The 24,642-nt window shown below is 32.6% G+C and carries 29 protein-coding genes; 12 read left to right on the forward strand and 17 right to left on the reverse strand.

The annotated features are described in order from the left end of the window. Positions 1 to 7: 7 nt before the first annotated feature. The 5 genes from AC6EJB_RS01405 to AC6EJB_RS01425 are packed head-to-tail and all read right to left on the reverse strand — an operon-like array spanning position 8 to position 2,814. On the reverse strand, positions 8 to 448 hold the full coding sequence (locus AC6EJB_RS01405; protein ID WP_498491937.1) for a PAM68 family protein: 441 nt from the start codon (positions 446 to 448) through the stop codon (positions 8 to 10). Positions 449 to 475: 27 nt separating this feature from the next. After that, positions 476 to 745, reverse strand: coding sequence for a 30S ribosomal protein S15 (rpsO, locus tag AC6EJB_RS01410; protein ID WP_498491939.1), 270 nt, complete (start codon positions 743 to 745; stop codon positions 476 to 478). Positions 746 to 798: 53 nt separating this feature from the next. Continuing rightward, entirely contained in the window at positions 799 to 1,473 is a 675-nt protein-coding gene (gene ruvA, locus AC6EJB_RS01415) for a Holliday junction branch migration protein RuvA (protein ID WP_498491941.1), read from the reverse strand. Between the two features lie 43 nt (positions 1,474 to 1,516). After that, the gene (locus tag AC6EJB_RS01420; protein ID WP_498491943.1) at positions 1,517 to 1,903 is read right to left on the reverse strand and encodes a cAMP phosphodiesterase; all 387 of its coding nucleotides are present in this window, start codon (positions 1,901 to 1,903) and stop codon (positions 1,517 to 1,519) included. An 8-nt stretch (positions 1,904 to 1,911) separates the two neighbouring features. After that, positions 1,912 to 2,814 carry a DMT family transporter gene (locus AC6EJB_RS01425; RefSeq protein ID WP_498491944.1) on the reverse strand — a complete coding sequence of 301 codons (903 nt, stop codon included), beginning with the start codon at positions 2,812 to 2,814 and terminating at the stop codon, positions 1,912 to 1,914. Positions 2,815 to 2,862: 48 nt separating this feature from the next. On the opposite strand from AC6EJB_RS01425, the gene dnaG reads away from it, so the two are divergent. Both dnaG and AC6EJB_RS01435 read left to right on the forward strand, forming a co-directional pair. Continuing rightward, positions 2,863 to 4,890, forward strand: coding sequence for a DNA primase (gene dnaG, locus AC6EJB_RS01430; RefSeq protein ID WP_498491945.1), 2,028 nt, complete (start codon positions 2,863 to 2,865; stop codon positions 4,888 to 4,890). A gap of 22 nt (positions 4,891 to 4,912) precedes the next feature. Beyond that, positions 4,913 to 5,212, forward strand: a complete 300-nt coding sequence (locus tag AC6EJB_RS01435) for a hypothetical protein (protein ID WP_498491947.1) — start codon at positions 4,913 to 4,915, stop codon at positions 5,210 to 5,212. Positions 5,213 to 5,232: 20 nt separating this feature from the next. Here the strand turns inward: AC6EJB_RS01435 and AC6EJB_RS01440 are convergent, their stop codons facing one another. The 5 genes from AC6EJB_RS01440 to AC6EJB_RS01460 form a co-directional block, all read right to left on the reverse strand. Beyond that, a complete protein-coding gene (locus tag AC6EJB_RS01440; RefSeq protein ID WP_498491949.1) occupies positions 5,233 to 5,691 on the reverse strand; it encodes a DUF8637 domain-containing protein in 459 nt (152 codons plus the stop codon). 107 nt (positions 5,692 to 5,798) lie between these two features. Beyond that, the gene (locus AC6EJB_RS01445; RefSeq protein ID WP_498491951.1) at positions 5,799 to 7,076 is read right to left on the reverse strand and encodes a Y-family DNA polymerase; all 1,278 of its coding nucleotides are present in this window, start codon (positions 7,074 to 7,076) and stop codon (positions 5,799 to 5,801) included. Further along, positions 7,069 to 7,524 (reverse strand): LexA family protein, encoded by a 456-nt coding sequence (locus AC6EJB_RS01450; RefSeq protein WP_498491952.1) that lies wholly within the window; start codon positions 7,522 to 7,524, stop codon positions 7,069 to 7,071. The genes AC6EJB_RS01445 and AC6EJB_RS01450 overlap by 8 nt, the downstream gene beginning before the upstream one ends. A gap of 66 nt (positions 7,525 to 7,590) precedes the next feature. Then, a complete protein-coding gene (locus tag AC6EJB_RS01455) occupies positions 7,591 to 8,028 on the reverse strand; it encodes a 23S rRNA (pseudouridine(1915)-N(3))-methyltransferase RlmH (RefSeq protein WP_498491953.1) in 438 nt (145 codons plus the stop codon). 17 nt (positions 8,029 to 8,045) lie between these two features. Next, the gene (locus AC6EJB_RS01460; protein ID WP_498491954.1) at positions 8,046 to 8,411 is read right to left on the reverse strand and encodes a hypothetical protein; all 366 of its coding nucleotides are present in this window, start codon (positions 8,409 to 8,411) and stop codon (positions 8,046 to 8,048) included. Positions 8,412 to 8,522: 111 nt separating this feature from the next. On the opposite strand from AC6EJB_RS01460, the gene rsmA reads away from it, so the two are divergent. The 6 genes from rsmA (at position 8,523) to secF (ending at position 14,353) form a co-directional block, all read left to right on the forward strand. Further along, positions 8,523 to 9,395, forward strand: coding sequence for a 16S rRNA (adenine(1518)-N(6)/adenine(1519)-N(6))-dimethyltransferase RsmA (gene rsmA / locus AC6EJB_RS01465; RefSeq protein ID WP_498491956.1), 873 nt, complete (start codon positions 8,523 to 8,525; stop codon positions 9,393 to 9,395). Further along, complete coding sequence (gene ispE, locus AC6EJB_RS01470) at positions 9,373 to 10,332, forward strand: 4-(cytidine 5'-diphospho)-2-C-methyl-D-erythritol kinase (protein ID WP_498491958.1); 960 nt, start codon at positions 9,373 to 9,375, stop codon at positions 10,330 to 10,332. Before rsmA ends, ispE begins: the two co-directional genes overlap by 23 nt. Next, positions 10,319 to 10,681: a DUF3082 domain-containing protein gene (locus tag AC6EJB_RS01475; RefSeq protein ID WP_498491960.1), complete on the forward strand. Its 363-nt coding sequence runs from the start codon at positions 10,319 to 10,321 to the stop codon at positions 10,679 to 10,681. Before ispE ends, AC6EJB_RS01475 begins: the two co-directional genes overlap by 14 nt. A gap of 194 nt (positions 10,682 to 10,875) precedes the next feature. Continuing rightward, a complete protein-coding gene (locus AC6EJB_RS01480) occupies positions 10,876 to 11,865 on the forward strand; it encodes a pyruvate dehydrogenase complex E1 component subunit beta (protein WP_498491962.1) in 990 nt (329 codons plus the stop codon). A gap of 2 nt (positions 11,866 to 11,867) precedes the next feature. After that, complete coding sequence (gene secD / locus AC6EJB_RS01485) at positions 11,868 to 13,358, forward strand: protein translocase subunit SecD (RefSeq protein ID WP_498491964.1); 1,491 nt, start codon at positions 11,868 to 11,870, stop codon at positions 13,356 to 13,358. Positions 13,359 to 13,381: 23 nt separating this feature from the next. After that, positions 13,382 to 14,353, forward strand: coding sequence for a protein translocase subunit SecF (secF, locus tag AC6EJB_RS01490; RefSeq protein WP_498491966.1), 972 nt, complete (start codon positions 13,382 to 13,384; stop codon positions 14,351 to 14,353). Positions 14,354 to 14,635: 282 nt separating this feature from the next. Here the strand turns inward: secF and AC6EJB_RS01495 are convergent, their stop codons facing one another. Next, on the reverse strand, positions 14,636 to 14,833 hold the full coding sequence (locus tag AC6EJB_RS01495) for a DUF8635 family protein (protein WP_498491967.1): 198 nt from the start codon (positions 14,831 to 14,833) through the stop codon (positions 14,636 to 14,638). 149 nt (positions 14,834 to 14,982) lie between these two features. Here AC6EJB_RS01495 and AC6EJB_RS01500 point away from each other — a divergent pair, with 149 nt between their 5' ends. Further along, on the forward strand, positions 14,983 to 16,638 hold the full coding sequence (locus tag AC6EJB_RS01500; protein ID WP_498491968.1) for an ArnT family glycosyltransferase: 1,656 nt from the start codon (positions 14,983 to 14,985) through the stop codon (positions 16,636 to 16,638). 194 nt (positions 16,639 to 16,832) lie between these two features. Here AC6EJB_RS01500 and AC6EJB_RS01505 read toward each other — a convergent pair whose 3' ends face one another. Next, positions 16,833 to 17,177, reverse strand: coding sequence for a hypothetical protein (locus AC6EJB_RS01505; RefSeq protein WP_498491969.1), 345 nt, complete (start codon positions 17,175 to 17,177; stop codon positions 16,833 to 16,835). 223 nt (positions 17,178 to 17,400) lie between these two features. Here AC6EJB_RS01505 and AC6EJB_RS01510 point away from each other — a divergent pair, with 223 nt between their 5' ends. Continuing rightward, positions 17,401 to 17,670 (forward strand): hypothetical protein, encoded by a 270-nt coding sequence (locus AC6EJB_RS01510; RefSeq protein WP_498491970.1) that lies wholly within the window; start codon positions 17,401 to 17,403, stop codon positions 17,668 to 17,670. 273 nt (positions 17,671 to 17,943) lie between these two features. Here the strand turns inward: AC6EJB_RS01510 and AC6EJB_RS01515 are convergent, their stop codons facing one another. Further along, positions 17,944 to 18,246, reverse strand: coding sequence for a DUF2103 domain-containing protein (locus AC6EJB_RS01515; protein WP_498491971.1), 303 nt, complete (start codon positions 18,244 to 18,246; stop codon positions 17,944 to 17,946). Between the two features lie 108 nt (positions 18,247 to 18,354). Between AC6EJB_RS01515 and petN the strand changes: the two genes are divergently transcribed. Continuing rightward, entirely contained in the window at positions 18,355 to 18,456 is a 102-nt protein-coding gene (gene petN / locus AC6EJB_RS01520; protein ID WP_071841048.1) for a cytochrome b6-f complex subunit PetN, read from the forward strand. 141 nt (positions 18,457 to 18,597) lie between these two features. On the opposite strand, the gene psb29 is transcribed toward petN, so the two are convergent. Beyond that, positions 18,598 to 19,200 (reverse strand): photosystem II biogenesis protein Psp29, encoded by a 603-nt coding sequence (psb29, locus tag AC6EJB_RS01525; protein ID WP_498492945.1) that lies wholly within the window; start codon positions 19,198 to 19,200, stop codon positions 18,598 to 18,600. Between the two features lie 58 nt (positions 19,201 to 19,258). Between psb29 and clpP the strand changes: the two genes are divergently transcribed. After that, the gene (gene clpP, locus AC6EJB_RS01530) at positions 19,259 to 19,876 is read left to right on the forward strand and encodes an ATP-dependent Clp endopeptidase proteolytic subunit ClpP (RefSeq protein ID WP_498491972.1); all 618 of its coding nucleotides are present in this window, start codon (positions 19,259 to 19,261) and stop codon (positions 19,874 to 19,876) included. Between the two features lie 10 nt (positions 19,877 to 19,886). Here clpP and ftsH read toward each other — a convergent pair whose 3' ends face one another. The 3 genes from ftsH to pyk form a co-directional block, all read right to left on the reverse strand. After that, entirely contained in the window at positions 19,887 to 21,809 is a 1,923-nt protein-coding gene (ftsH, locus tag AC6EJB_RS01535) for an ATP-dependent zinc metalloprotease FtsH (protein ID WP_498491973.1), read from the reverse strand. Between the two features lie 122 nt (positions 21,810 to 21,931). Continuing rightward, positions 21,932 to 23,161: an ABC transporter permease gene (locus AC6EJB_RS01540; protein WP_498491974.1), complete on the reverse strand. Its 1,230-nt coding sequence runs from the start codon at positions 23,159 to 23,161 to the stop codon at positions 21,932 to 21,934. A gap of 15 nt (positions 23,162 to 23,176) precedes the next feature. Further along, on the reverse strand, positions 23,177 to 24,634 hold the full coding sequence (gene pyk, locus AC6EJB_RS01545; RefSeq protein ID WP_498491975.1) for a pyruvate kinase: 1,458 nt from the start codon (positions 24,632 to 24,634) through the stop codon (positions 23,177 to 23,179). Between the last annotated feature and the right edge of the window lie 8 nt (positions 24,635 to 24,642).

A 24,642-nucleotide genomic window follows, 5' to 3' on the forward strand; every position in this document is an offset into this window, starting at 1 on the left:
TTTATTTTTAACTAGAAATATCTTTTTGACTTGTTTTGAATGCATCTTTCATCCTTTTTATGTTTGGCTTTATGTTTTCAAAACCAAAAAAACTACCAGGATTGAAATCCCAACTTGCAGAAAGTATTCCATAACTTAATCCAAGTAAACCTACAAGGAAACACATCGCTGAACTTACCAGCGTGACTGTAGGGGAGATTTCTGCAATACCTTTGCTTATTAAAAAATAACTTCCAATAAAGACCCCCATGCCACTAAGAGTTGGGATTCCTGTTGTAAAAGCTATTCTTCTAGCCATTCTGTTGGCAACATATTTTGGAATACCAGTATTGTTATTAGTTGTTTTTGAAGAGATATTTTTTTCAATTTTTGGGATAGTACTACCACTTGAAAAACCTATTTTTATTTCTTTAGAATTTGTTTTTTTAGTTTTTTTCTCTCCTTTCATTAGCTTTTTATAATGTGATATCAGTAATTATCCTCTAATAGCTAGTTTTTCTATTAGTTCGGTATATCTTTTTTCACTTTTATTACGAACATAACTTAAAAGTCTTTTGCGCTGACCAATCATTTTAAGCAATCCTTGTCTTGATGAAAAATCATGAATATTGCCTTGGAGATGTTTGCTTAATTTTGAAATCCTTGTAGTAAGCATGGCTACTTGAACTTCTACTGAACCAGTATCAGTTGGATGGATTTGATGAGAGTTGATTAGGACTTGTTTCTCTTCTGTGCCAAGTGACATTTTGTTTTTGTTTCTCTTATTTATTTAAGTCTAATTTAGTCCCTAGCCTTCTATCAAGTGCTTTTTTGACTCAATCTTATAAGAATCTCTTTAAGATGCTGATCAAACAACTTTGATTTGGCTTCTGCTGATAGAGAATTTATTTCTAAACTAATTGTTTTTTCATTCATTGTTATAGATTTAATTGATTCTTTTATTTCATTATCCATATAGCCAAGTGAGTTGAGAGTTGAAACAAGTTCTTCGACATATTGTTTAAAGTTATTAGATTGCTTTGAGTGTTTACAACTTTTATAAAGTTCACTAATATCTTTGAATTCCTTGAGTTTATTTTTGAGATCAACAACTAATCTTTCTGCAATACGCTTCCCTATTCCTTGAGATTGAGTTAATAACTTTAAATCATTTTCTTCAATGGCCTCTACCAAGTCATTAACCTTATTATCCTCTAGCAATGCCATTCCAATTTGTGGCCCTATTCCATTAACACTAATTATTTTTCTAAATAAATCTCTTTGACTAATTTCTTGAAAACCATATAAATTTGTATATTCTTCACGATTTATTTGGTGAATCCATAGTGCAATCTCATTAGGAATTTCAATTATATTTAATTGGTTTGATAATATTTGTACTTCATAACCAATACCTCCTACATTAAGAACAATGCCTTTCTTGGAAGATTGTTGCCATTTATGTAATACATGACCTTTTAGCCAACTAATCATTATCAAACAATTAATTTAAATTCAATTGATAAAGAAAGATTTTTTAGCCGCCATCAATCTGACATCCAACCATTGATCCACCCACAAGTCCTGCTGGAATTGCCCACCAACGATCTTTTCCTCTGGAAATTGCAGTAGCCAAGCCAGCCCCTAATATCCCGCCAGCAATTTTGCCTTCTGAGCAATCATTATTATCAAATTTATTTGTATCAGTTGTTGAATTAAAACCTGGGCAAGGAACTTCTACAGTTTCTTCCCATTTTTTTACATATCCAGGATCATCTCTTGTTCCTGGGATGTATTCCTCTCTATATTCATTCCTTGTGCAGGTTCTACTTGATGAGAATCCACGTTGATATTCGTTTGCAAGAATCGAAGTTGATCCAGTACAAATAATAATGAGTAATAAAAATCCAGTTTTTAAGTTCATATGTAAATTCACGCTGGTGAGCTTTTTGATGCACTTATACTAATAATAGTGGATATGAGAACGCAAAAACCACCAAAAAAAACTGTACTTGATATTGGCTCTTTAAAAATTAATAATCCCCATATGCACGAAAATATTACTTGAGAATAATTTAGTGAAGTAGCTTGGCCCGCAGGAATAAGCCTGAGACCCTCGGTTATACAGATTTGCCCAATTTGTGTAAAAAAACCGATTCCTAATATCCAAATCCAATCAAAACCATTTGGCAAAACAAAATTATTAATTAAAAATGGTAAAGATAATGGAATTGATACTAAAGGGAAATAGTAAATAATAACAAGAGGATGCTCTTTGGCTGATAATTTCCTTACGCATATATAAGCAAGCGATGTCATGAGGGCCCCTATTAATGCAACTGCAATAGCTGATGCTATTTCTATTTTATTGTTATTTGAAATCCATTCTGGCTGACTAACTAATAATATCCCTAACCATCCTAAAATTATGGAATAAATTATTCTTTTAAATATATATTCTTTTAAAAGAATATATGCACATATCACTGTAAATGTAGGATAAATATATTGTATTACCGTTGCCGTTGCAATCGGTAAAACTGTCAAGGCTTTAAAGATAGAAAAAAGAGCTATTGTTCCTAGTAAACCTCTTATAAGCAATAGTTTTCTTTGATATCCCCAAGGATTAATATTGTTTTTAAATAACAATAATCTTGTAATTATTAAGCTAATTGTGGCTCTGGCGAATACTAATTCTGAAACAGGGATCCTATCCCCAAGGGCTTTCACGCATACACTCATTAGACTAAATGCTAATCCACTACCTATTAAAAAGTTTATCCCTCTAATTTTTTTGTCCCTAATGAATTTATCTAGAATTTGCTTTTCTCTCAATTTCTAAAACTCTTAACTAAATATTTCAGGATCAATTAAAATTATCATATGACATCAGTTCGATTACATCCTAGGACAATAGAAGCTGTAAAAGAACGTGTCGACATTGTTGATGTTGTTGGTGAACACGTTGTCTTAAAGAAAAAAGGTAAAGAATTTGTTGGGATATGCCCTTTTCATGATGATAGTAAGCCTTCTATGTCAGTAATTCCTGGCAAGCAATTTTATTATTGTTTTTCATGCGGGGCTGGGGGAAATGCGATTAAATTTTTAATGGAGTTTCAAAGACAAAGTTTTAGTGATGTTGTTCTTGATTTAGCAAAAAAATATCAGGTACCGATTGATACAGTTGATGGCCCACAGCAGGAAAGACTTAAGCAACAGTTTTCACGTCGCGAAAATTTATATCATGTTTTGAAACTTGCCGCGGGTTGGTTTCGAAATCAATTGAATTCTACATGTGGAGAACAGGCTCTTAATTACCTTAAAAATGTTCGTCATTTAAGTGATGGAACTTTGATAAATTTTGAACTTGGTTATGCACCAGATAATTGGGATTCATTACTTCGATATTTTGTTGATGTTGAAAATATCAGTATTGAAATACTTGAGTCTGCTGGATTGATTGTTCCTAGAAAGGGCGGTAATGGTTTCTATGACAGATTTCGTAATCGAATTATTGTTCCTATCCACGATAGACAAAAAAGAGTAATTGGGTTTGGAGGAAGAAGTCTTGATGGCTCTGACCCTAAATATTTGAACTCTCCAGAGACTGAAATTTTTGAAAAGGGAAAAAACCTTTTTGCTTTAGATAAATCATCACCTTCAATACGGAAAAAGGACTACGCAGTTGTGGTCGAAGGTTATTTTGATGTTATGGCGCTGCATGATTCTGGTATTAAAAATGTTGTCGCCTCCTTGGGAACAGCACTAAGTCGAAATCAAATAACGCTCCTCTCTCGTTCGACTGAAAGTAAAAAGATTCTTTTAAATTTTGACTCTGATAATGCTGGAATACGAGCTGCCAATCGTGCTATTAGTGAAGTAGAGAATCTTTCTATTCAAGGCCAATTAGACTTACGAGTTCTTCAATTACCTTCTGGTAAAGATCCAGATGAGTTTCTTCAGGATAATTCTCCTTCTGAATATGAAGCATTAGCGGCCAAAGCACCTTTATGGATGGATTGGCAAATAGATCAATCATTAATTGATTTGGATTTAAGTAAGTCTGATGAATTTCAGATTGCTGTTAGTAATTTAGTAAGTCTTCTTGGAAAACTGCCACAAACGGCAATAAGAACTCATTATCTTCAAAAGGTTGCCCAGCGTCTTAGTGGAGGTCAAGCTAGATTCGCACTACAGCTTGAGGAGGATTTACGTAATCAAATTAAAGGTCAAAGATGGCATGGTCGCTCTAGGAAATATGAGAAACAACAAGAAGTTAGTCATAGAGAAAAAAGTGAGTCAGATATATTGTTCATATATATACATTGTCCTAAGGCTAGATCTTTTATACGCAATGAGCTTAGGTTAAGAGATCTAGATGATTTTGCTATTAATCATCATCGATCAATATGGTCGGAAATTAGTTATATAGAAGAAAAACAATTCGGGGCTGAAAAGGTTGAGAATATAAATCGTGGTGTTGATAATACTAATGTTTTAGCAGATGTCGATTTAATTAAAAATTTGTTAGATAATTTTCTGGCTAATAATAATGAATATCTATCTAAACTGACTCCTTTGCTTGAGGTTAATGAGCTTAGACAAACAACTTTAAGTGAACCTGATTCCCAAATTCGTGGTGCTTTAGCCGTGCTTGAAAAACAAAAATCCTTAAAACGTTGTAGACATCTAATTGAAGCATGGAGTTCACAGCGATTACAAACCCTTGAGAATTGTATAGCTTCACTAATTGTTCAAGAACATTCCACGCCTAGTAATTCAGCAGATATGGAAGAACTGGTAATTAAAATGTTTGAAGAATTAAATAATGATGCTATAAATTTTCAGGAACTTTATTATGCAGAAAGACAAAATATTTTACATTTAGATCAACAGCGATGTTATAAATAATTTTATCTATCTATAAATTTAAATGAAAAATTCTTCCTTTCTAGATTTTGAAAAATGTTTTCTATCTAATGAACTTTGGCCTGACTTTATCAATAAAATTGGTATTGCTAAAGCAAAAATAGCAGTTCGCCAAGCTCTCGATATGCAAATTATGCAGGGATCTACATCTACTTTGCCTGTCCTTATTCTTGATACATGTGGAACAGCCCTTATTAATTCTAAAATTATAAAAACTCATATTGGACTTAGTTGTGTTGAACCAGGAATGCTTTTGATTTATAGTAATAAACTAAATGCTTTTCAATTACTGAGAGATAATTAATAGTTAATATTCCTAAATTATTATAGACAATATTTTCGTAATTCTTTTTTTAATAATTTTGGTTTATCTTCTAGCATGTATGCTTGTATTTCTTTTTTAGTCTCCCCAGATATCTTTAAAGATCCTTTTAATGCTTTCATCTTTGCCGGATTTAGAGATAATTTTTTATTTATATCTAACAATTTTCCCCCATTACATTCTTGTGCGACATGAACAGCTTCATGTCTTAGTGCTTTTTTTATATGTATTGCTGTCCTTTCATATTTATCTGTATTTCTTTTTTTTAATAGTGTATAACCCTCTTTCATCTTTGCATTATCTGTACAAATTATAATTGATTTTTGTTTCTTTCTAAAAAATCCAGCGTAATTTTCACTGATTAAGCATAGACCTGTATTTTCTCTTGTTGAATATCCAGCTTGTTCAATTATCTTTATTATTTCTATCTCTTCTCGATCTAAAAACTCAATAAATTCCATTATTAATCTTATTTCCTAATGATTATATTTTTCTAATTTAGCAAATCAATATTATTTTTAAGTCTTTAAGGTTTCAATTTTTTCATATCTTAATTTAATATCAATTTCTAAATAGCGAGTATAGTCGGAATATTCTCTATTGTTGTGGTTTTTGATGAAGATAGATTTTCTCGACGTGGACTCCACTCTTCTTTAATTATAGACACCCCCCAGCCTAATATTTTTCTTCCATTTCTTTTGTTAATATTATCTATTAGAATATTTAGTCTTTCCATATAAAATTCTTCTTGAATAGCAGGTTTATTAAAAAGTAGATTTTGTTTATATTGATTGTTTTGTAGTTTACTCAATATCACGCCAGCTTTAATTAGTTTTTTATAAGGTTTAAATATTCTTTTTGTTAATTCTAAACTTTTTCTAAGAATAACTCTAGAGTCGCAAGTTGCTATATCTAATTTATCTATTGCTTCACTTTTAAAAAAATCATTTGAATGCCTATTTGTCGTTGTAAAGACTGTAATAGAAGACGATAATTGGTTGTTTTCTCTAAGTTTAGCAATTGCAATTAGAACATACTTACTTATTGCTTGATTCAATTCTTCTAAGCTATCTATTGGATATCCAAAACTTCTACTTACACAGATTTCTTTTCGATCTGGTGATATCTCTTTGATAGGTATACATAGGTTACCTTTTAGCTCATTTTGTATGCGTAGACCAACTACACCATATTTATGTTTAAGTTGCTCGCTTGACATATCTCTAAGCTCTCTGGCATTAGTTACGTTTCTATCTTTTAGCCATGTCGACATCCTTTTCCCAACACCCCAAACTTTTTCTATTTTGATTTGATTTAGATAATGATCTTTATTTTTAATAATACCTATATCAAATATTCCTGAATTCTTTCTTATTTTCTTTGCAATATGATTGGAAATTTTTGATAGAACTTTTGTTTCACCAATACCGATTGATATTGGAATTCCTATATTTTGATAAACTAAAGCTCTTAAATCTTTTCCCCATTGATATAGGCACTGATCCTTTGGACGTTTTATTGTTCCAAATGCTTCATCTATTGAGTAGATTTCTAGCTCGTCACAATTTTTTCTTAGTAGTTGCATTAAGCGATTACTTATATCTCCATATAGCTCATAATTTGAACTTCTCACAGTTACATTTAATAGATTTAGTTTAGTTTTTAATTTGAAATAAGGCTGTCCCATCGGGATACCCATTTTTCTAGCTTCTGAACTACGAGCTATTATGCATCCATCATTATTAGAAAGTACAACTAATCCCTTTCCTCTTGCTGAAGGATCTATCATTTGTTCACATGAGGCATAGAAATTGTTCCCATCAATTTGTATTATTGCTTTAGACATGATTATGATTTGATTTTTGCAGTTCGTGTATTGAATAAATTGCCACCCCCCATATTTGTATATCTATATATTCATATAAACTAATTGCCGGATAGTTTTCTTTATCTGCTTTTAGGTAATAATTATCTTTCTCTTTTATAAGTCTTTTTAAAGTGAATTCCCCATCCAAGAGGGCAGCTACAATATGTCCAGGATGTGGATTTATACTGCGATCTATTATTAATAAGTCATTGTTGTAAATTCCTGCATTATTCATTGAATTACCACTTACGCGTAGGAAAAATGTACTTATTGGGTTTTTGATTAAGTATTCATTTAGATCGATTCCTAGTTCTATATAGTCTTCTGCAGGTGAAGGGAAGCCTGCGGAAATAGTTTCATTTGCTAAAGGGATTAATCTTTTCGAGTAAGTTTCTTTTGATGAATAATACGAGCTCTTTAAATGCATGAATCAACCCCATTACAGTCTAAACTAGTTCAAGTGTACTATAATTGGGCTGTAGTGGTATGGCCTCTATTCTTTGTGGTAGGGCCAGCCCTGGGTAATCGTTTTTGCTCGGTAGAGCTGCTCTACCAGAAGAAGTCGAGCTAATTCATGTGGATAAGTTAAAGGAGAAAGGCTGAGTTGCCAGGCTGCAGACGAGTCTAGTGACGTGCTAAGACCCGTAGCGCCTCCAATAGCAAAAGTAATATTTTGAGTAGGAGAATCAAGAAGTTTTTTCGCTAATTGATTTGATGTAAATGATTGACCCTTCTCATTAAGGGTTACGAGAATATCATTATTTTTAATTAATTCTTTGATTGAATATTCTTCCTTTGTTTGAGTACTATTTTTTATTTCTATAATTTGGAGACCGGGTAATCTTTTTAAGTACATTTCTATACCTTTTTGAGTCCATAATTTTTTTATTTTCCCAATTGCAACGATTTTGTAGTGTGAAATACTAAGCATAAAAAAAAGATATTTGTCTAATCGATCTCATCTTCAAGGAGAAATTGTTGAAATTGAGTATATAAGTTTAGTGTGTCTTCAATTGAGGGATCTTTAGAATTTTCATTAATATTTGGATGTGCTTTGGAAGAAATTTTCACATTGTTTTTTTCAAGTTTTTTCAGTCTTTCTAATAAATGAGGTGGCACGTTCCCATCTGGACTTATTTTCATTAATTCTCGAAAAAGTTGTTCAGGGTTGGTTTCGATTTCAACTGGGTGCAACTTGTGTTTTTTTGTTTCTTTTTGATTTTTTAATTCAGTTGATTGAGGTTTTGCGATCTCTTTTGGAAGCGTTCGTCCTAATTCTTTTAGGCGTTCAAGGCTATGGCTATCAAGAGTCATTTGAGAAAATGTATATTGATTGAAGATCATCTTGTGAGTATATTTTAAATAATTTATTTTTATTTGAGTGAAATATGTGATCGTTTCTAATGTGGTTTGGAGATTGTACGTGTGGGTGAAAGCACTTTGAATGATTTTAGGCATATTCCAAGAAAACGCTTTGGACAGCATTGGTTGAAAGATCAAGGTGTTTTGGATCAAATAGTTATGGCTGCCGAATTGAATTCTGAAGATTGCGTATTAGAAGTTGGTCCAGGTAAAGGTGCTTTAACTCAGAAATTAATTGAATCCAAAGCAAAATTCATCCAAGCAATTGAGTTAGATAGAGATTTAGTTTTTGGTTTGAAAAAACGCTTTAGTCATCAAAATAAATTTAGTTTGAGAGAGGGGGATGTTCTATCTGCTCCACTGGAAGCTGAAAATGGACTGACCATAAACAAAGTTGTAGCTAATATTCCATACAACATCACGGGACCACTATTAAAAAGATTGATTGGTGAATTAAGAAAAGAACCCGAAAATAGTTTTGAAACATTAGTTTTATTGATGCAAAAAGAAGTGGCACAAAGACTTGTGGCACTACCTGGAACTAGTAATTTTAGTGCTTTAAGTGTACGGATTCAGCTGCTAGCAAGATGCCAGGAAGTATGCGATGTGCCTTCTAAATGTTTTCAACCGGCACCAAAGGTGGATTCCAAAGTCGTTATGATTAAGCCTTTCATATCTTTTGAGCCAAATTTTTATGAGATAGGACATTTCTTAGAACTACTTTTGAAACATGCTTTTGCTGGTAGAAGAAAGAAATTACGAAACACGATTGGAAGTTTTGTTACTTCCAACGATCAGATAAATGAATTTTTCGCTTACAGAGGTATTAGTCTTGATCAAAGACCGCAGGAAATTTCACCTTCCAATTGGTTCGCCTTGGCTAAAGCTTTAAAAGAAACTTGTGTTATTGAAAATGTACCCTTCCAAAGCAAATGAAGATTTTCTTATTGCTGAAGCATATGCAAAAATTAATTTACATTTAGAGATTTTAGGTATTAGGACCGATGGCTTTCATGAATTAGCAATGGTCATGCAAAGTATTAACTTAAGTGATAAGTTGAAAATGATAAAAAGTGCAGATAATAATATTACTCTTAAATCTAATAATAACGAGATTGGAAATGGTGAAGATAATTTAATAATAAAAGCTGCAACCCTATTGAAAAGAACAGTAGGAAATACACAATTAGGAGTTAATATTGAACTTGAAAAAAATATCCCTATTGGAGCAGGATTGGCAGGTGGATCTACAGATGCAGCTGCAACATTGGTTGGATTAAATAAACTCTGGAAGTTAAATCTTAAGACTGAAGAATTAGAAAGCTTATCAAAAGAAATAGGTTCAGATATCCCTTTTTGCATATCGGGTGGTAGGCAGATATGTTTTGGTAGAGGTGAAATTTTAGAAAAATTAAAATTTGATCATTTTCAGTTAGGTCTTATTTTGGTTAAAGATCCTTCAATACAAGTTTCTACACCAGTTGCATATAAATCATATAAACAAAAGTATGGTGGTAGCTATCTTGTAAATGATAGCGATTTTGAAATCAAGAGAAACATTATTAGATCTATTAACTGGTCGGATCAGTCTCTTTTAGACAATCGCAAAGAAATACAAAATGATTTACAAAGAATCGTTCGTCCTATGACACCAGAGGTCGAAAAGTCTTTAAATATATTATCTCGTTTACCTGATTCCCGTCTCGTTTCTATGAGTGGTTCTGGTCCAAGTTGTTTTGCCTTGTTTGAAAATTATAACCAAGCAAATAAAATACTAAAAGAACATGTTAATGAATTTGAAAGAGCTGGTTTATCCGCTTGGGCATGTTCAATGAAGTCTAATGGAGTTCAATTAAGAAATGAATTCACCTAGTAATGGGTTTAAAAATGAATCTGATGAATCAGTTAATTCATCCGAAACTCCTATAGTTGCTGATAGTTCTCAACCAAAGAAAGGTCCATTAAGCTTTCTTTCAGGTTCGATTACCAGTTTGTCTTTTAGTTTGTTAAGCCTTTTTATTAGTAAAAAAATAGTTTTATATTTTTCGATTCATACTCCTAATTATTCTTCACCAATTGCTCAGAGTATTGCTTCTGGTTTTAAAACACTAATTATTGGAATTAGTTTTCTTGCAACTTTTACCTTTGGTTTTATTGGCCTTGGTTTGTTTTTAGTATTTATTCGAAGTTTGATAGAAGGCAACAAGGACAAAACTGACTAGCATTTAACTATTAAATTGTCATATTTAGATCTTTCTATGACTCTTCACGATTTAGGACTTCTCGTTTTATTACTCTCTCCTGGAATGTTGCTTTCCATATTGCTGTTATCGACTTTTGCAGCAGGTGGGTAATTAGGCACTGTTTGAGATAGTTTGGAATAACAAACCGGTAATCCGGACGATCTGTTAATTCTGTGAAAGGGACTCTTTTATTTAATGCTCTTCGTGAAGCAATTGATGAAGAAATGGACAGAGATCCTCTGGTATGTGTAATGGGTGAGGATGTTGGACAATATGGCGGGTCTTATAAAGTTACGAAAGATTTGTATGAAAAATATGGAGAGTTCAGAGTCTTAGATACACCAATTGCTGAAAATAGTTTTACTGGTATGGCTGTTGGTGCTGCTATGACTGGTTTAAGACCAATTGTGGAAGGAATGAATATGGGGTTTTTGTTACTTGCCTTTAATCAAATATCCAACAATATGGGAATGCTGAGATATACGAGTGGCGGAAATTTTACTATTCCAACAGTTGTGAGAGGTCCTGGTGGCGTTGGAAGGCAATTAGGCGCTGAACACAGTCAAAGACTTGAAGCCTATTTTCATGCAGTTCCTGGTATCAAAATTGTCGCTTGTAGTACTCCCACGAATGCTAAAGGTCTAATGAAAGCTGCTATTAGAGACAATAATCCTGTTCTTTTCTTTGAACATGTTCTTCTATATAACCTCACTGAAGAGCTGCCTGAGGGTGATTATGTCTGTGCCTTAGATCAAGCCGATCTTGTAAAAACCGGAAGTGACATTACGATTTTGACTTATTCGAGAATGCGTCACCACTGTTTGAAAGCAGTTGAGCTTCTTGAAGGGAAAGGAATTGATGTTGAATTGATTGATTTAATAAGTCTTAAGCCATTTGATATGGAAACTATATCTAAATCTATAAGAAAAACTCATAGAGTAATTATTGTTGAAGAATGTATGAAAACAGGCGGTATTGCAGCTGAGTTAATGTCCTTGATTACTGAGAACTGCTTCGATGATTTAGATTCTCCTCCTGTTCGTTTGAGCAGTCAGGATATTCCTACGCCTTATAATGGAAACTTGGAAAACTTAACTATTATTCAACCTCATCAGATAGTAGAAGCTGCAGAAAAAATTATTAATAATGGTGGAGTAGATTAATAATGGGCAGAAAGAACTATTGGTTTCTTGTCGTCATCATTTTCGCAGTATTAAGTATTTTTATATGCACCAATATACCTTTCCAATTGGGATTAGATCTACGCGGAGGTAGTCAATTAACTCTGGAGGTTCAGCCTACTAAGGAAATAACAAAAATTACCTCCAAAGAAATCGAAGGAGTTAAGGCTGTTCTTGATAAGAGGGTAAACGGATTAGGAGTTTCAGATTCGCAACTTCAAACTATAGGAACAAATCAATTGTTACTAGAACTTCCAGGGGAACAAGATCCTTCAGGGGCAGCAAAAGTATTAGGAGAAACTGCTCTATTAGAATTCAGAATTCAGAAAAATGGTACTGCGGCGCAATTAAGAGATTTACAAACTCAACGAAATAGCGTGGAATCTATTATTAAATTATTAGAAGAGAATAATAATTCAGCTCAATTAATAAAGGAAATCAATATTAATAATGAAATTAATCAATTATTCGAAAAATATAACATTCAATCCGACCAGATATTAGATGTAGATCAATTCAATCTTTTAAGGAATAAGATTAGTACTGACATTGCAGGTCTTTTTGAAACAACATCATTAACTGGACAATATTTGACAAATGCAGGTAGGAGACAAGATCAGAATACTAATAATTGGGAAGTCACTTTAAGCTTCAATAATGAGGGAGGTGAATTATTTGCAGACCTCACAAAATCTATCGCTGGCACCTCTCGATTGCTTGGAATTGTTATTGATGGTATTTCATATAGCGAAGCAAGTGTGGGTAAGCAATTTGAAACTGCTGGTATTACTGGTGGATCCGCCACAATAAGCGGAAATTTTACTGCTGATGATGCTAGAAATTTAGAAGTTCAATTAAGGGGAGGTGCTTTACCTTTACCTATTGATATTATCCAAATAAGAACTATAGGTCCTTCTCTAGGTACTCAAAATATTCGTCTAAGTCTTTTCGCTGCTCTAACAGGCTTGCTATTTGTAGGCATTTTTATGATCTTCATTTATAAACTAGCCGGATTTGTAGCTGTCCTGGCATTGTCTTTCTATTCGCTATTCACTCTCTCTATTTATGCACTACTCCCAGTGACTCTTACTCTTCCAGGTATTGCTGGATTTATATTAAGTATAGGAATGGCTGTTGATGCAAATGTTCTTATTTTTGAAAGATTAAAGGAAGAATTACGCACTGGAAATACCCTGATTCGTTCAATAGATGCAAGTTTTAAAAATGCTTTTTCTTCAATAATTGATGGTCATTTAACTACTTTGATAAGCTGCATTACGTTATTTTATTTGGGTACTGGATTTGTAAAAGGTTTTGCAGCTACATTGGGCATTGGGGTGGTGTTGAGCTTATTTACGGCATTAACATGTACAAAAGCAATATTGAAGTTCTTAATGAGTTATCAAGGCCTTCGAAAAATTTCTAACTTTATCAATCCTAATCAGATTCCATCACCATCCATCAAAGTTCAATAGAAACTAATCAAATCATTTAAATTATGAAACCTAATTTTAATGTTCAACTCTATAAAAACAGAAAAAAAGTTTGGCTAGTCTCATTCTCATTATGTTTACTATCAATAATTGGTATGTTAATTTGCCTTAAAAGTACTTCTATTAAGGCCCCTTTAAACCTTGGTTTAGATTATACCGGAGGAACTCAAATAACTTTAGAGAGGAGTTGTGCTGATAGTTGTATTACCTTAAATACAAGTGAAATATCCAATAATATAATCTCTTTAAAAAAACTGGATAAAAATTTTAGTTCAAATACATCTCCTAATTTATCTAGATCACAAATACAATTACTCGATAATTCACAATTAATATCCATTAGGCTTCCATTTTTATCAGCAGCTCAATCTGAATCTGTCGTTGCTGAGGTTATTAAATCTTTTGGCCCATTTAATACTAATAATACTTCAATTGAAATAATTGGACCTAGCCTTGGGAAGCAATTACTTAAAAGTAGTTTAGTATCTTTATTTTTTGCTTTTCTTGGAATAGCTTTATATATAAATTTTAGATATGATCGAAGATATTCTTTTCTGGCTTTGTTAGCCCTTTTTCATGACATTCTTATTGTTTGTGGTGTATTTTCTTGGTTAGGCTATTTTAATAATGTTGAGGTAGATTCATTATTTGCTGTTTCACTTTTAACCATTGCCGGTTATTCAGTAAATAATACTGTTGTAGTTTTTGATCGAATTAGAGAAAAAAGCATATCGGATAGTCAAATAAGTTTTAAATATCAGATTGATAAGGCAGTTTCCGCTACTTTGACAAGAACGCTTTACACAAGTTTTACAACATTACTCCCATTAATTTGTATATTGATTTGGGGTGGATCTACATTATATTGGTTTGCTTTTTCTTTAGTTATTGGAGTTATCGCTGGTTCTTGGTCCAGTATTTCTCTGGCTCCTTCACTGTTATCCATAACTAGGAAGAAAGAATTAATTGAGAAGTAATGATAGATATTTATATATATAGATTTTCTAATTTCTTAAAATATAATTGGATACAAATTATTTTAATTATACTTTCAATTTATGATCTAAGAATTGATTTGCAAATTCTAATTGATTTCTTTACTTTCTCTACACTTTTCTACACTATTAGTGAAAACCCATTACCAATAACTGTTTTATTAACTATCCCAACCTTATTTTATTCTTCGAGAAAAATAAAAAAATAATTTATATTTTAAATCAATACATTTTATCATTAAGTTTCAGTATTATTTAGTTAGCTTATTTTTTTGATTTTCTTGATGTCTTTGGCTCAATTACTAGAAGTAGTTCCTCCATTTGAGTCATTAATTTTTTTACTTCTGTGGGCTCTGGAAGAGATAGTTCTTCTGTTACGCCTAAATGCATTTTTCTTAGCTCAGCTCTTAAAATCTTTAGGGAGGCTTTTACCTCTTCCTTCTTTTCCTTAGCGGTTGCCATCTTTTATGATTTTAAAATATTTATTATTATACATTATGTTATTAATACATTCTCCTTTAGATTCCCAAATCAAATTACTATGGATATAGTTTTATTTGAAAGACCCGTTCATTTAATCAAATTATTATATTTTCTAATCATATTTGATTATGCAAAATAATCCAACCAAGCTTATTAACTATAAGAATTATAAGAAAGGAATTTTAAACTTTTTCTCTAAGAATAGAAGAACAGTCAATTATTGCCTTTTTATTTTTCTGTTTGTATTATTTTATTTTCTGATTGATTTCTCTTCCCAAAGTCTAGTTGCTCATGATGAAGGACTTTATGCGAGAAGATCACGATTAATTGAAGAATCATATAACTGGCTATCATCTCCATTTCCTGGTCCTCATCACAAGACACTTGGTAGCTACTGGTTTATAGCATTATCTATAAGGTTATTTGGAAAAAACGAACTAGCTCTGAGACTTCCAAGTATTTTAGGCTCCTTCCTTTGCTTATTCATTTCCTATTTAATTGCATTAAAAGTCTCAAATAAGAAGTCTGCATTTTTATCTATTTTATCTCTATCCTCAATGCCCTTATGGATTCAATATTCAAGATATGCTAGTCCAGATATTCCATTTGTTGCTTGTATTCTTCTGGTTATACTTAACTTTTTGAATTTTTTAGATTCCCAAAAAAATATTAATAAGTCTTTTTATATCTTTATATCCGGAGCTTTTATTTCTACTGCTTTTTTTATTAGAAGTTATATGGTAGTAGTCCCGATTATTGGACTATCCCCTTTTCTTGGTTTTCATTTGCTTAGAACTAAAAATACATTTAAAACTATTTTTACAGCTGGAATACTTTTTGGATTTATCCCAACATTAATTAGCCTTTCTTATTCATATGAAAAGTTTGGAATAGATGGTTTATTATCACTTTTTGATTTTGCTAAGAAACAAGCAATTGGTTCAGTAGATTTAAATAATTTCCTATTAATTCCTTTAAATTTCCTGTATCTTACTTTTCCTATTGGCATTTTATTTATTATTCTTATTTTTTTTAGTAAGTCCTTTTCATATAGTTCTATTAAATACCCATTGTTATCCTATTGCTATCCTACTGTATCGCTATTAATTCTACTAAGTATGTCAACTTCTTATCCACATTACTATCTATTTTTACTACCCTCTTTATCAAATTTATTCGCGATTAAATTACAATCTAATACATTAAAAATTTCTGTTTCGACTTTTAATATTAAAAATTTATTATCCTTTCTTCTTTTTTTAATTAGCATTGTGCTAATTGTTTTATTATTCTATTATCAAGAGTTTATAAATATTGTTTCTTCTAACCAAAAATATGTCTTGTATCTAGTTTCTTCTATATTAATTTTATCATATATATTATCAATTAGACCTTTTTTTACAAATATAAGTCATCATGCTGCACTATCTAAATTCTTTTATAGAATAATTATTCCTCAATATGTATCTTTATCTTTGTTATTTAACTTTGGTGTTCTTGGTAATCCTAACTTTAAAACAAAGGCTTTTTTAACTGATTCAATGGTGTCAAAGATTATTAACACTAATACTATTTATTTATTGAATGTGGAAAGTAAGATTCAGACTTTATTTTCATACTACTTACCTTCTTCTATTATTCTTAAATCATTTGATAATATTTTAAAGTATGATTATGTAATTACTTCTGATGTCAATACTTTAGAGACCTTAAAAGGAGACAAATCTTTCAAAATAATAAAAAAATTCGATAACCACGTGCTACTAGTTAATATTGATAAATGAATATATCTTTTTAGATTATTCAGTTTGTTTGATATGGAAGAAAATTTCCAATGCTCAAAAATGCTTATAAAACTTTCTGGGTTCCTGTTATGGGAAGGCTTATTACGAATTTAATTCCTCTGATTGAAGGAAGGAAGCCCAATCGAATTCCCAGTTATGATATTGACGGAGACAGAAAAAAAAATTATAATTGATCATTTTGGTAGGGTACCACCATGGCAATAACCTACTGCTAAAGAGTTTATATCCATTGCATTCTGGGATTTATTTATATTATTTGCTTTTAAATATTTTGTCGTTTTATCTATGCATGAAGAACTTGAAGATGTATACTTTACTATTGGATATATATATAATATCCCTGCAATTAATAAGGAAATATAAGCTATATACTTTTTATTTTCATCAATAAATGTTATTGTTTCTTTTTTTCTTTTTAGGTATATCGAAAGCCACGAATCAGGTAAACCAATTTGAACAAACAATAGTTCAACCCACCATGGAAGCTTTGCTTGATTTTTATCTGAATTACTTTTCATAGTGATAGTTTGATCTGATTGCCCTGGATAAACAAGTTTTGGGCTTTTATCACATAATTATTATACCAATTAAAATATATCCTATATTTATAAAAATGGAACTCTCTTATGTTAGTTTTATGAGTATTTACTCTTATTCTTCGGCTTTTTTCAGACCTTTCCTTCTTTGATTGATTTTTAGATTAGAAATAGTGTATTATTTTTTTTGGATGCAGTCTATTAAATGGCAAAAAGAAGGCGGAAGCTAAGTCCTGAACTAGAGAAGAATATTTCATTAGCTAAAAAACAAATTGAATTGATTACTGCCATAATTCATGACATTGATGATGATGATATTCAAGAAGAATATAAATCTGCTTTCCTACCCGTTATGAGTTCATATATGTCATTAGAGCAAATGTATAAGGAAGTTGGTTTTAATGATAATACAGAAAATCTCTATAAATTGTATTTGACTAATCTAGATAAATTTCAGGGGGAATATGAGTTGTAGATTTAATTTTTTTATTTTTACCTTTATTAATTAGTGTAAGTTATCATTAATTATTTTTTGTAATAATTCTCTACTTATTATAAATCTGTTTTTTTTATTAATTATTAAAGATTTTGTTTTTTTACGTTTAAAATATTTAAAATTTGTTATTCATGACAGAAAATCTTTTTGAAATTGATTCAGCTATGAATATGATTAAAGAGGACATCATAAGAGAATTGTCTGAGTCTGTTTCTAGACAAAATAATGAGTCATATCCTGAAAATTCTGAAACTAGGAGACTCTCTTTCTCCGAGACAAAAATGGATTAGTATTTTTGATTATATCTTTGATTTTTTCCTCTTCCAAATTGGTTACCATAAATACTTCTTGTACAAGTGTCCCTTTCCTAGCTAGAAGTTTGTAACCTTCCTTTGTTTTTATTGTCACTTTTAGTAATAGTTTCTCTCCGCGACCACTCGTTTTAAATATTGACGCTGGTGTTACGGTTTTAATATCTTGGCTTTTCGCTATTTCTTTCAACCATTTTATTAGTCCCTCTATATGAGTACTGTGGTTTTGAACTAGTCTTCCCATTTTCGTTTTTCTATTAGGCTGAGTTTTTTAAATTTCTATTAGTTCTCTGATGATGTTCATAATTTATACCATTTTAATAAGTTATAATTTAACAAAATAATTCATGTAATGATTTTTACTTTAGGTTGGGCTTCTTTGGCAGCTATTTTCACCTTTTCAATAGCAATGGTTGTTTGGGGAAGAAATGGTGATGGTTCTATCGATATTTAAATTTAGTTATGTCTATAGACTTCAGCCTCTATAGCTTTTTGTCTTTTTTTTCTATAAGCCTTTTGTCTTTCATTACGATTGGCGTAATTTACATAAGCTATATTGATTGGAAAGATAAGCGAAGAAAATAAAAAGTATTTATTATTTTTTAGGTGATGTATTTAGTGCAATTATTTCTAAAGCTTGTTTCATCTTTTCAATATTAGACTTATACATGCTTATATCCTTTTCAACTCTTGAATACTGGTAACCTAATATCTCAGAAATTTCTAATATTTCTTCATTTAGTTCTTCCAATTTGATGTCCTGACAATAGGGCAATTCTGTTGCCAATTTGTAAATCCCAATGGCATTGATGCGACTGTAATAATTGTTGTCTTTAATTTGTTCTTTGATTTGATTTAAGAATTTATTTAGATCTTCTTTGTTACATGAATTTGACTTATTAAGTAATTCTTCGTTTAGGGTTTTTATTTCAACTGGATTAAACCCGTTGCAGTTGCAAATGGCATTAAAAAGTTTATCAATATGTTCATTAGGTTTATACCCACCGGTGAATTTATTGAATAACTCTTTTAAACCAGTCGAGAAAATAGAATTATTTTTAAAGTTTTTTTGATGACTTAATAAATGTAATTCTACTAGGAGTTCATCTGCAAGTTTTCTATAAATTGGTGGAATGACATAAGGAAATTCCTTGTGGAAATCAGATTTGCTGTCTGAAATTGTTGCTCTAACGCTCAATGCCAAACCTAGATAATTCTTAAGAGACCCTAGCTTACCCCGTGACTTGGCTAGGATCATGAAAACCGACCATCACCATCGTTTAATGATTCCAATAGTTATTGAAGAATCTGGAAGAGGAGAAAAAGCCTTTGATATCTATTCCAGGCTTTTAAGAGAAAGAATTGTTTTTTTGGGGGAACCTGTAACTAGTGATTCTGCAAATAGGATCGTTGCTCAGCTGCTTTTTTTAGAAGCTGACGATCCAGAAAAAGATATTTTCCTTTATATAAATTCGCCTGGTGGATCTGTTTATGACGGCCTCGGGATTTTTGACACAATGCAACATGTTAAGCCTGACATTCATACCGTTTGTGTCGGCCTTGCTGCAAGTATGGGCGCATTTTTACTTTGTGCTGGTGCAAAAGGAAAAAGAAGTAGTTTACTTCATTCAAGAATAATGATTCACCAACCCCTTGGAGGTGCAAGGGGGCAAGCAAGCGATATAAGAATTCAGGCTGACGAAATACTTTTCATTAAGGATAAATTAAATCAAGAGTTATCTCTTAGAACTGGTCAGCCTATAGAAAGGATTAGAGAGGATACTGATAGAGATTTTTATATGTCACCTGCCGAAGCTGTTGATTATGGAATTATTGATAATGTATTTAATAAAAGACCAATAAATTCAGTTTGATATCTTCAATCTATTTCGGATCTTGTAGTACAGGTATAAATCTTTCTTTCTCAGGAACAGTTGTAAACTCAGATAATATTTTGCAAAACTCTTCTCCATCCATAGTCTCTTTTTCAATTAAAATTTCAACTAATTTATCCATAGCGGATCTATTCTTAGAGACTAATTCAAGCGTTTCTTCATAACATTGTTTGACAATATCTCTTACTTGTTCATCAATTTGTTTTGAAATTTCATCGGAAATGTCAGATGTATTCATTAGGCTTCTTCCCACAAAAACTTCTTGGCTATCACCCTCTAAAGAGACTGGGCCTAGGCTACTCATTCCAAATCTAGTGACCATTTGCCTTGCCATTGAAGCAACTTGCTGAACGTCACCTCCTGCTCCAGTTGTTACTTCTTCTCTTCCAAATATGACATCTTCAGCAGCCCTACCTCCTAATGCCCCCATTATTCTTGCTTTTAATTGTGCTCGACTAATTAAAGCTTGATCGTCATCTGGTGAAAACCAAGTCAAACCTTTTGCCTGACCTCTTGGAATCACAGTTACTTTCTGGACCGGGTCGTGATCTTTGACTAGGGATCCAATTAATGCATGGCCTACTTCGTGATAAGCAATAAGGCGCTTACTTCTACCGTCAACAAGAGGTTGACCCTCCATTCCCGCGATGATGCGATCTACTGCATCATCAATTTCTGATAGCCCTATGTGATTTTTTCTTCTTCTAGCAGTAAGAATAGCTGCTTCATTTAATAAATTAGCTAGGTCTGCTCCTGTAAATCCAGGGGTCCTTCTCGCAATGCTCTCTAGTGTTAGATCTTTTTCTAATTTTTTATTTCTAGAATGGACTTTGAGTATGGATAATCTCCCTGTTATGTCTGGTGCGTCAACGGTAACCTGTCGGTCAAATCTACCTGGTCTCATCAAAGCAGAATCAAGAACATCAGGTCTGTTTGTTGCTGCAATGATAATAATTCCACTATTGCCTTCAAAACCGTCCATCTCAGTTAGAAGTTGATTGAGAGTTTGCTCTCTTTCATCATTACCTCCTCCTATTCCAGCACCCCTTTGTCTTCCAACTGCATCTATTTCATCGATAAAGATCAAGCAAGGACTATTTTCTTTAGCTCTTTTAAACAAATCTCTGACTCTACTTGCACCAACCCCTACAAACATTTCTACAAATTCTGATCCAGAAAGTGAGAAGAATGGAACACCAGCTTCCCCAGCAATTGCTTTAGCTAAAAGCGTCTTCCCAGTACCAGGAGGACCTACAAGCAAAACACCTCTGGGAATTTGAGCTCCTACAGATGTAAATCTTTCGGGTTGTTTAAGGAAAGTGACAACTTCTTCTAAATCCTGTTTCGCTTCATTGACTCCTGCCACATCATCAAATTTAACCCCTGTTTCTGCTTCCATTGCAAATCTTGCTTTTGTTTTTCCAAACTGCATTGCTTGGCCTGGCCCACCAGGCATAGAATTTGATCTTCGTGATAGTAAAATCAATCCTCCAATAAGAATTAGTGGGAAAAGAAGATTTCCAAGTATTCCAATCCCTGCTGGTGCTGATTTAGGAGGATGAATATCAAAACTTATGCCTTCATCTTTTAAGGAAGAAACTAATTCAGGAGCAAGACCTGGAAGATCAACTCTTAATCTCTGAACTCTATTATCTATTTCAGGATCAACCGATTCAACAATTGCATTGCGACCTCCTTCGTAAATGTCGACAGAGGTAACTCTCCCTGCTTTTAAATAATCGAGGAATCTTCCATAGCTTATTTTTGCTACCGGGGTACTTCTTGAAGCATTAGTGGTGCTGGTTTGGTTTACTTGAGTATTGGTTGCGGAACCAAGTATTTGCCATGTAATTAAGACTACTATTGTTATTGGAAGAACCCAAAGAGTTATTATTTTCCATTTTTTATCCATGAATCAATAAAACTTTTCAAACGATTCTAATGGGGTAACGCCCCTTTCTGTTGAAGGACTTGAATGGTTTCTCAAAAATTAGTCTAAAAATATCCAATAATTTAAAAAATTATCAATATTATCTATAAGCTTCTCAATGCTGTAATTGGATCAAGTCTTGCTGCTCTTTTTGCTGGTAATACTCCAAACGTTAAGCCTATAGTCCCAGATATCACGACAGTTACGAATACTGTTCCTAAACCAATAGTTGCCGGTAAAGGTGTTAACAAAGCTACAATCTTTACTGTTGTAAGTCCTAAACCTGTCCCAGCCAATCCACCTAAGCTAGAAAGGATTAATGATTCAATCAGAAATTGAGTTGAAATATCAAGTCTCCTTGCCCCTAAAGCTTTTCTAAGGCCTATTTCTTCTGTTCTTTCGCTTACAGATACAAGCATAATATTCATAATACCTATTCCACCTACTAGTAATGATATCCCTCCTATTGCCGCTAACATTAATGTTAGACCACCTGTTATGTTTGAAACTATTTGTAAGGCATCTTTTTGAGATCTAACAGCGAAGTCATCATCTCTAATTATTTTATGTCGTTGACGCAATAAATTTGTTATTTGGAATTTCGCGGCTTTTGTAGATTTTTCATTTATTGCTTCAACACTTATGAAACTCAGGCTAATACCATATGTTGGATCTTTACCAGTGATTCGACTGACCATAGTTGATAAAGGGATGTATGCATTTTCGTCTTGATTGTTTCCAAATACAGCACCCTTTGGTTTCATTACACCAATTATTTCAAAAGATTGATCTTTTATTCTTATTTTCTCTCCTAAACCTTCTCTCTCATTAAAGAGCTTTTCTTCAAGATCAGGTCCAATTACTACAACATTTTTGGCTCCTTTTGAATCTTGATCATTAATAAAACGACCTTTAGCAATTTCGAAGCTTCTAACAATAAGAAAATCACTAGTTACTCCTGAAATTGAACTACTTGTACTTTTAGATCCTGCTTGAATAACTTGATTTGATGAGATTTGTGGAGCTACTCGTTTAGCCGTGGGAACTTGCTTTGCTATTGCAATGGCATCTTTAAGAACTAGGTTCTTTGGAAAAGCTACTCCTCTTCTTCGAGTGTCATTATTTCCTGGAACAACAAATAGTACATTTGCACCGAGATTGCTTAATTGATTTTCTGCAAGATTTTGTGCTCCTCTCCCAACCCCTACCAGCGTTATTACTGAAGCATTGCCGATAACAATTCCTAGCATTGTTAAAAGGCTTCTGAATTTATTTGATTTAAGATTTTTAACTGCCATTCGCGAGGTTTCAGCTAATGGGAGTTTCCTTTTCATATCTTTTTAATAATTTTAAATAAAAGGTGTTTTAGGCTCTTCTTCTGAAGTAACTATTCCAACCTTTACTAAATCAGTTGAGCCACTCACTCCAGATAATGTTCCTGCAGTTTCAACGACCAGATCTCCTTGTTTGAGTATTTTCATTTTTTTTGCCATGTTCATTGCATCGTCAAATGTTTTTGAAGTGCTTGTTTGGTTTTCTATAAGAAGAGGAGTCACACCCCAAACAAGTTGAAGTGTGCTTGCAACACTCTTTTCATTAGTTACCGCCAAAACAGGGGTGGCTGGCCTAAATTTGCTTACGTTTTTGGCTGTAGCGCCGCTTTTAGTTAAGGGTATTATTGCCGCTGCGTTTATTTGTCTAGCAATACTACTTACGGCTGCGCTTATTGCATTTGGGATTGTGCTTGGGAGGTGACTTTCTAATGCTCTTTGTGGATAATCTCTTTCTATTCTTTTAGCTATTGTGGCCATTGTTGCAACTGCCTCAATTGGAAAATCACCCACTGCAGTTTCATTTGAAAGCATTACTGCATCTGTTCCATCAAGGATTGCATTCGCTACATCACTTACCTCAGCTCTTGTAGGCCTTGGACTTGAAGCCATAGAATCTAGCATTTGTGTAGCTGTAATAATGGGTATTCCAAGGCTGTTGGCTTTTTTTATAAGTTGTTTTTGCAATAATGGAACTTCCTCTGCAGGCATCTCTACTCCAAGATCTCCTCTTGCCACCATGACCCCATCACAAAGTTTTAATACAGCGTCAATTTGATCAATTGCTTCGAATTTTTCAATTTTTGCTACTACCGGAGTATCAAATCCATGATTTCTAATTAAATCTTTTATTTCTATTAAATCAGATGGATTTCTTACAAAACTAAGCGCAATCCAATCTACACCTTGTTTTAAACCAAAAGCAAGATCTTCTTTGTCTTTATCTGTTAGTGCTCTAATTGATAACTGAACGTCAGGAAAATTAACTCCTTTATTATTTGATAAAACTCCACCTACTGTTACCGAGCAAATTAATCTTTGTTCTTTTAGATCTACTTCTTCAACCTTCATTTCGACCCTTCCGTCGTCCAATAAAATTCTATTTCCAACTGTTACCTCCTCAGCCAGTTTGTCATAAGTGACATTTGCTTGGTCTTTATTACAGTCAATATTTCTTGATGTAAGAATAAATTTATTTCCATTTTTTACATTAACAGGGCCATTTTTAAATCTACCAAGTCTAATTTTAGGCCCTTGAAGATCTTGAAGTATTCCAATATGGATTCCTAAGTCATTTGAGACTTTTCTAATAGTTTTAATTCTTTCAGCATGCTCATGATGATCACCATGACTGAAGTTTAGGCGAAAAGTAGTGGCACCAGCTTCTATTAACCTTGCTATCTGGCTCGCACTCTCAGTTGCGGGGCCTATTGTGGCAACAATTTTGGTCCTTCTAGTGAGATCGAGTATTGTCATTTAGATGA

This window comes from Prochlorococcus sp. G4PB17, from assembly GCF_059772445.1.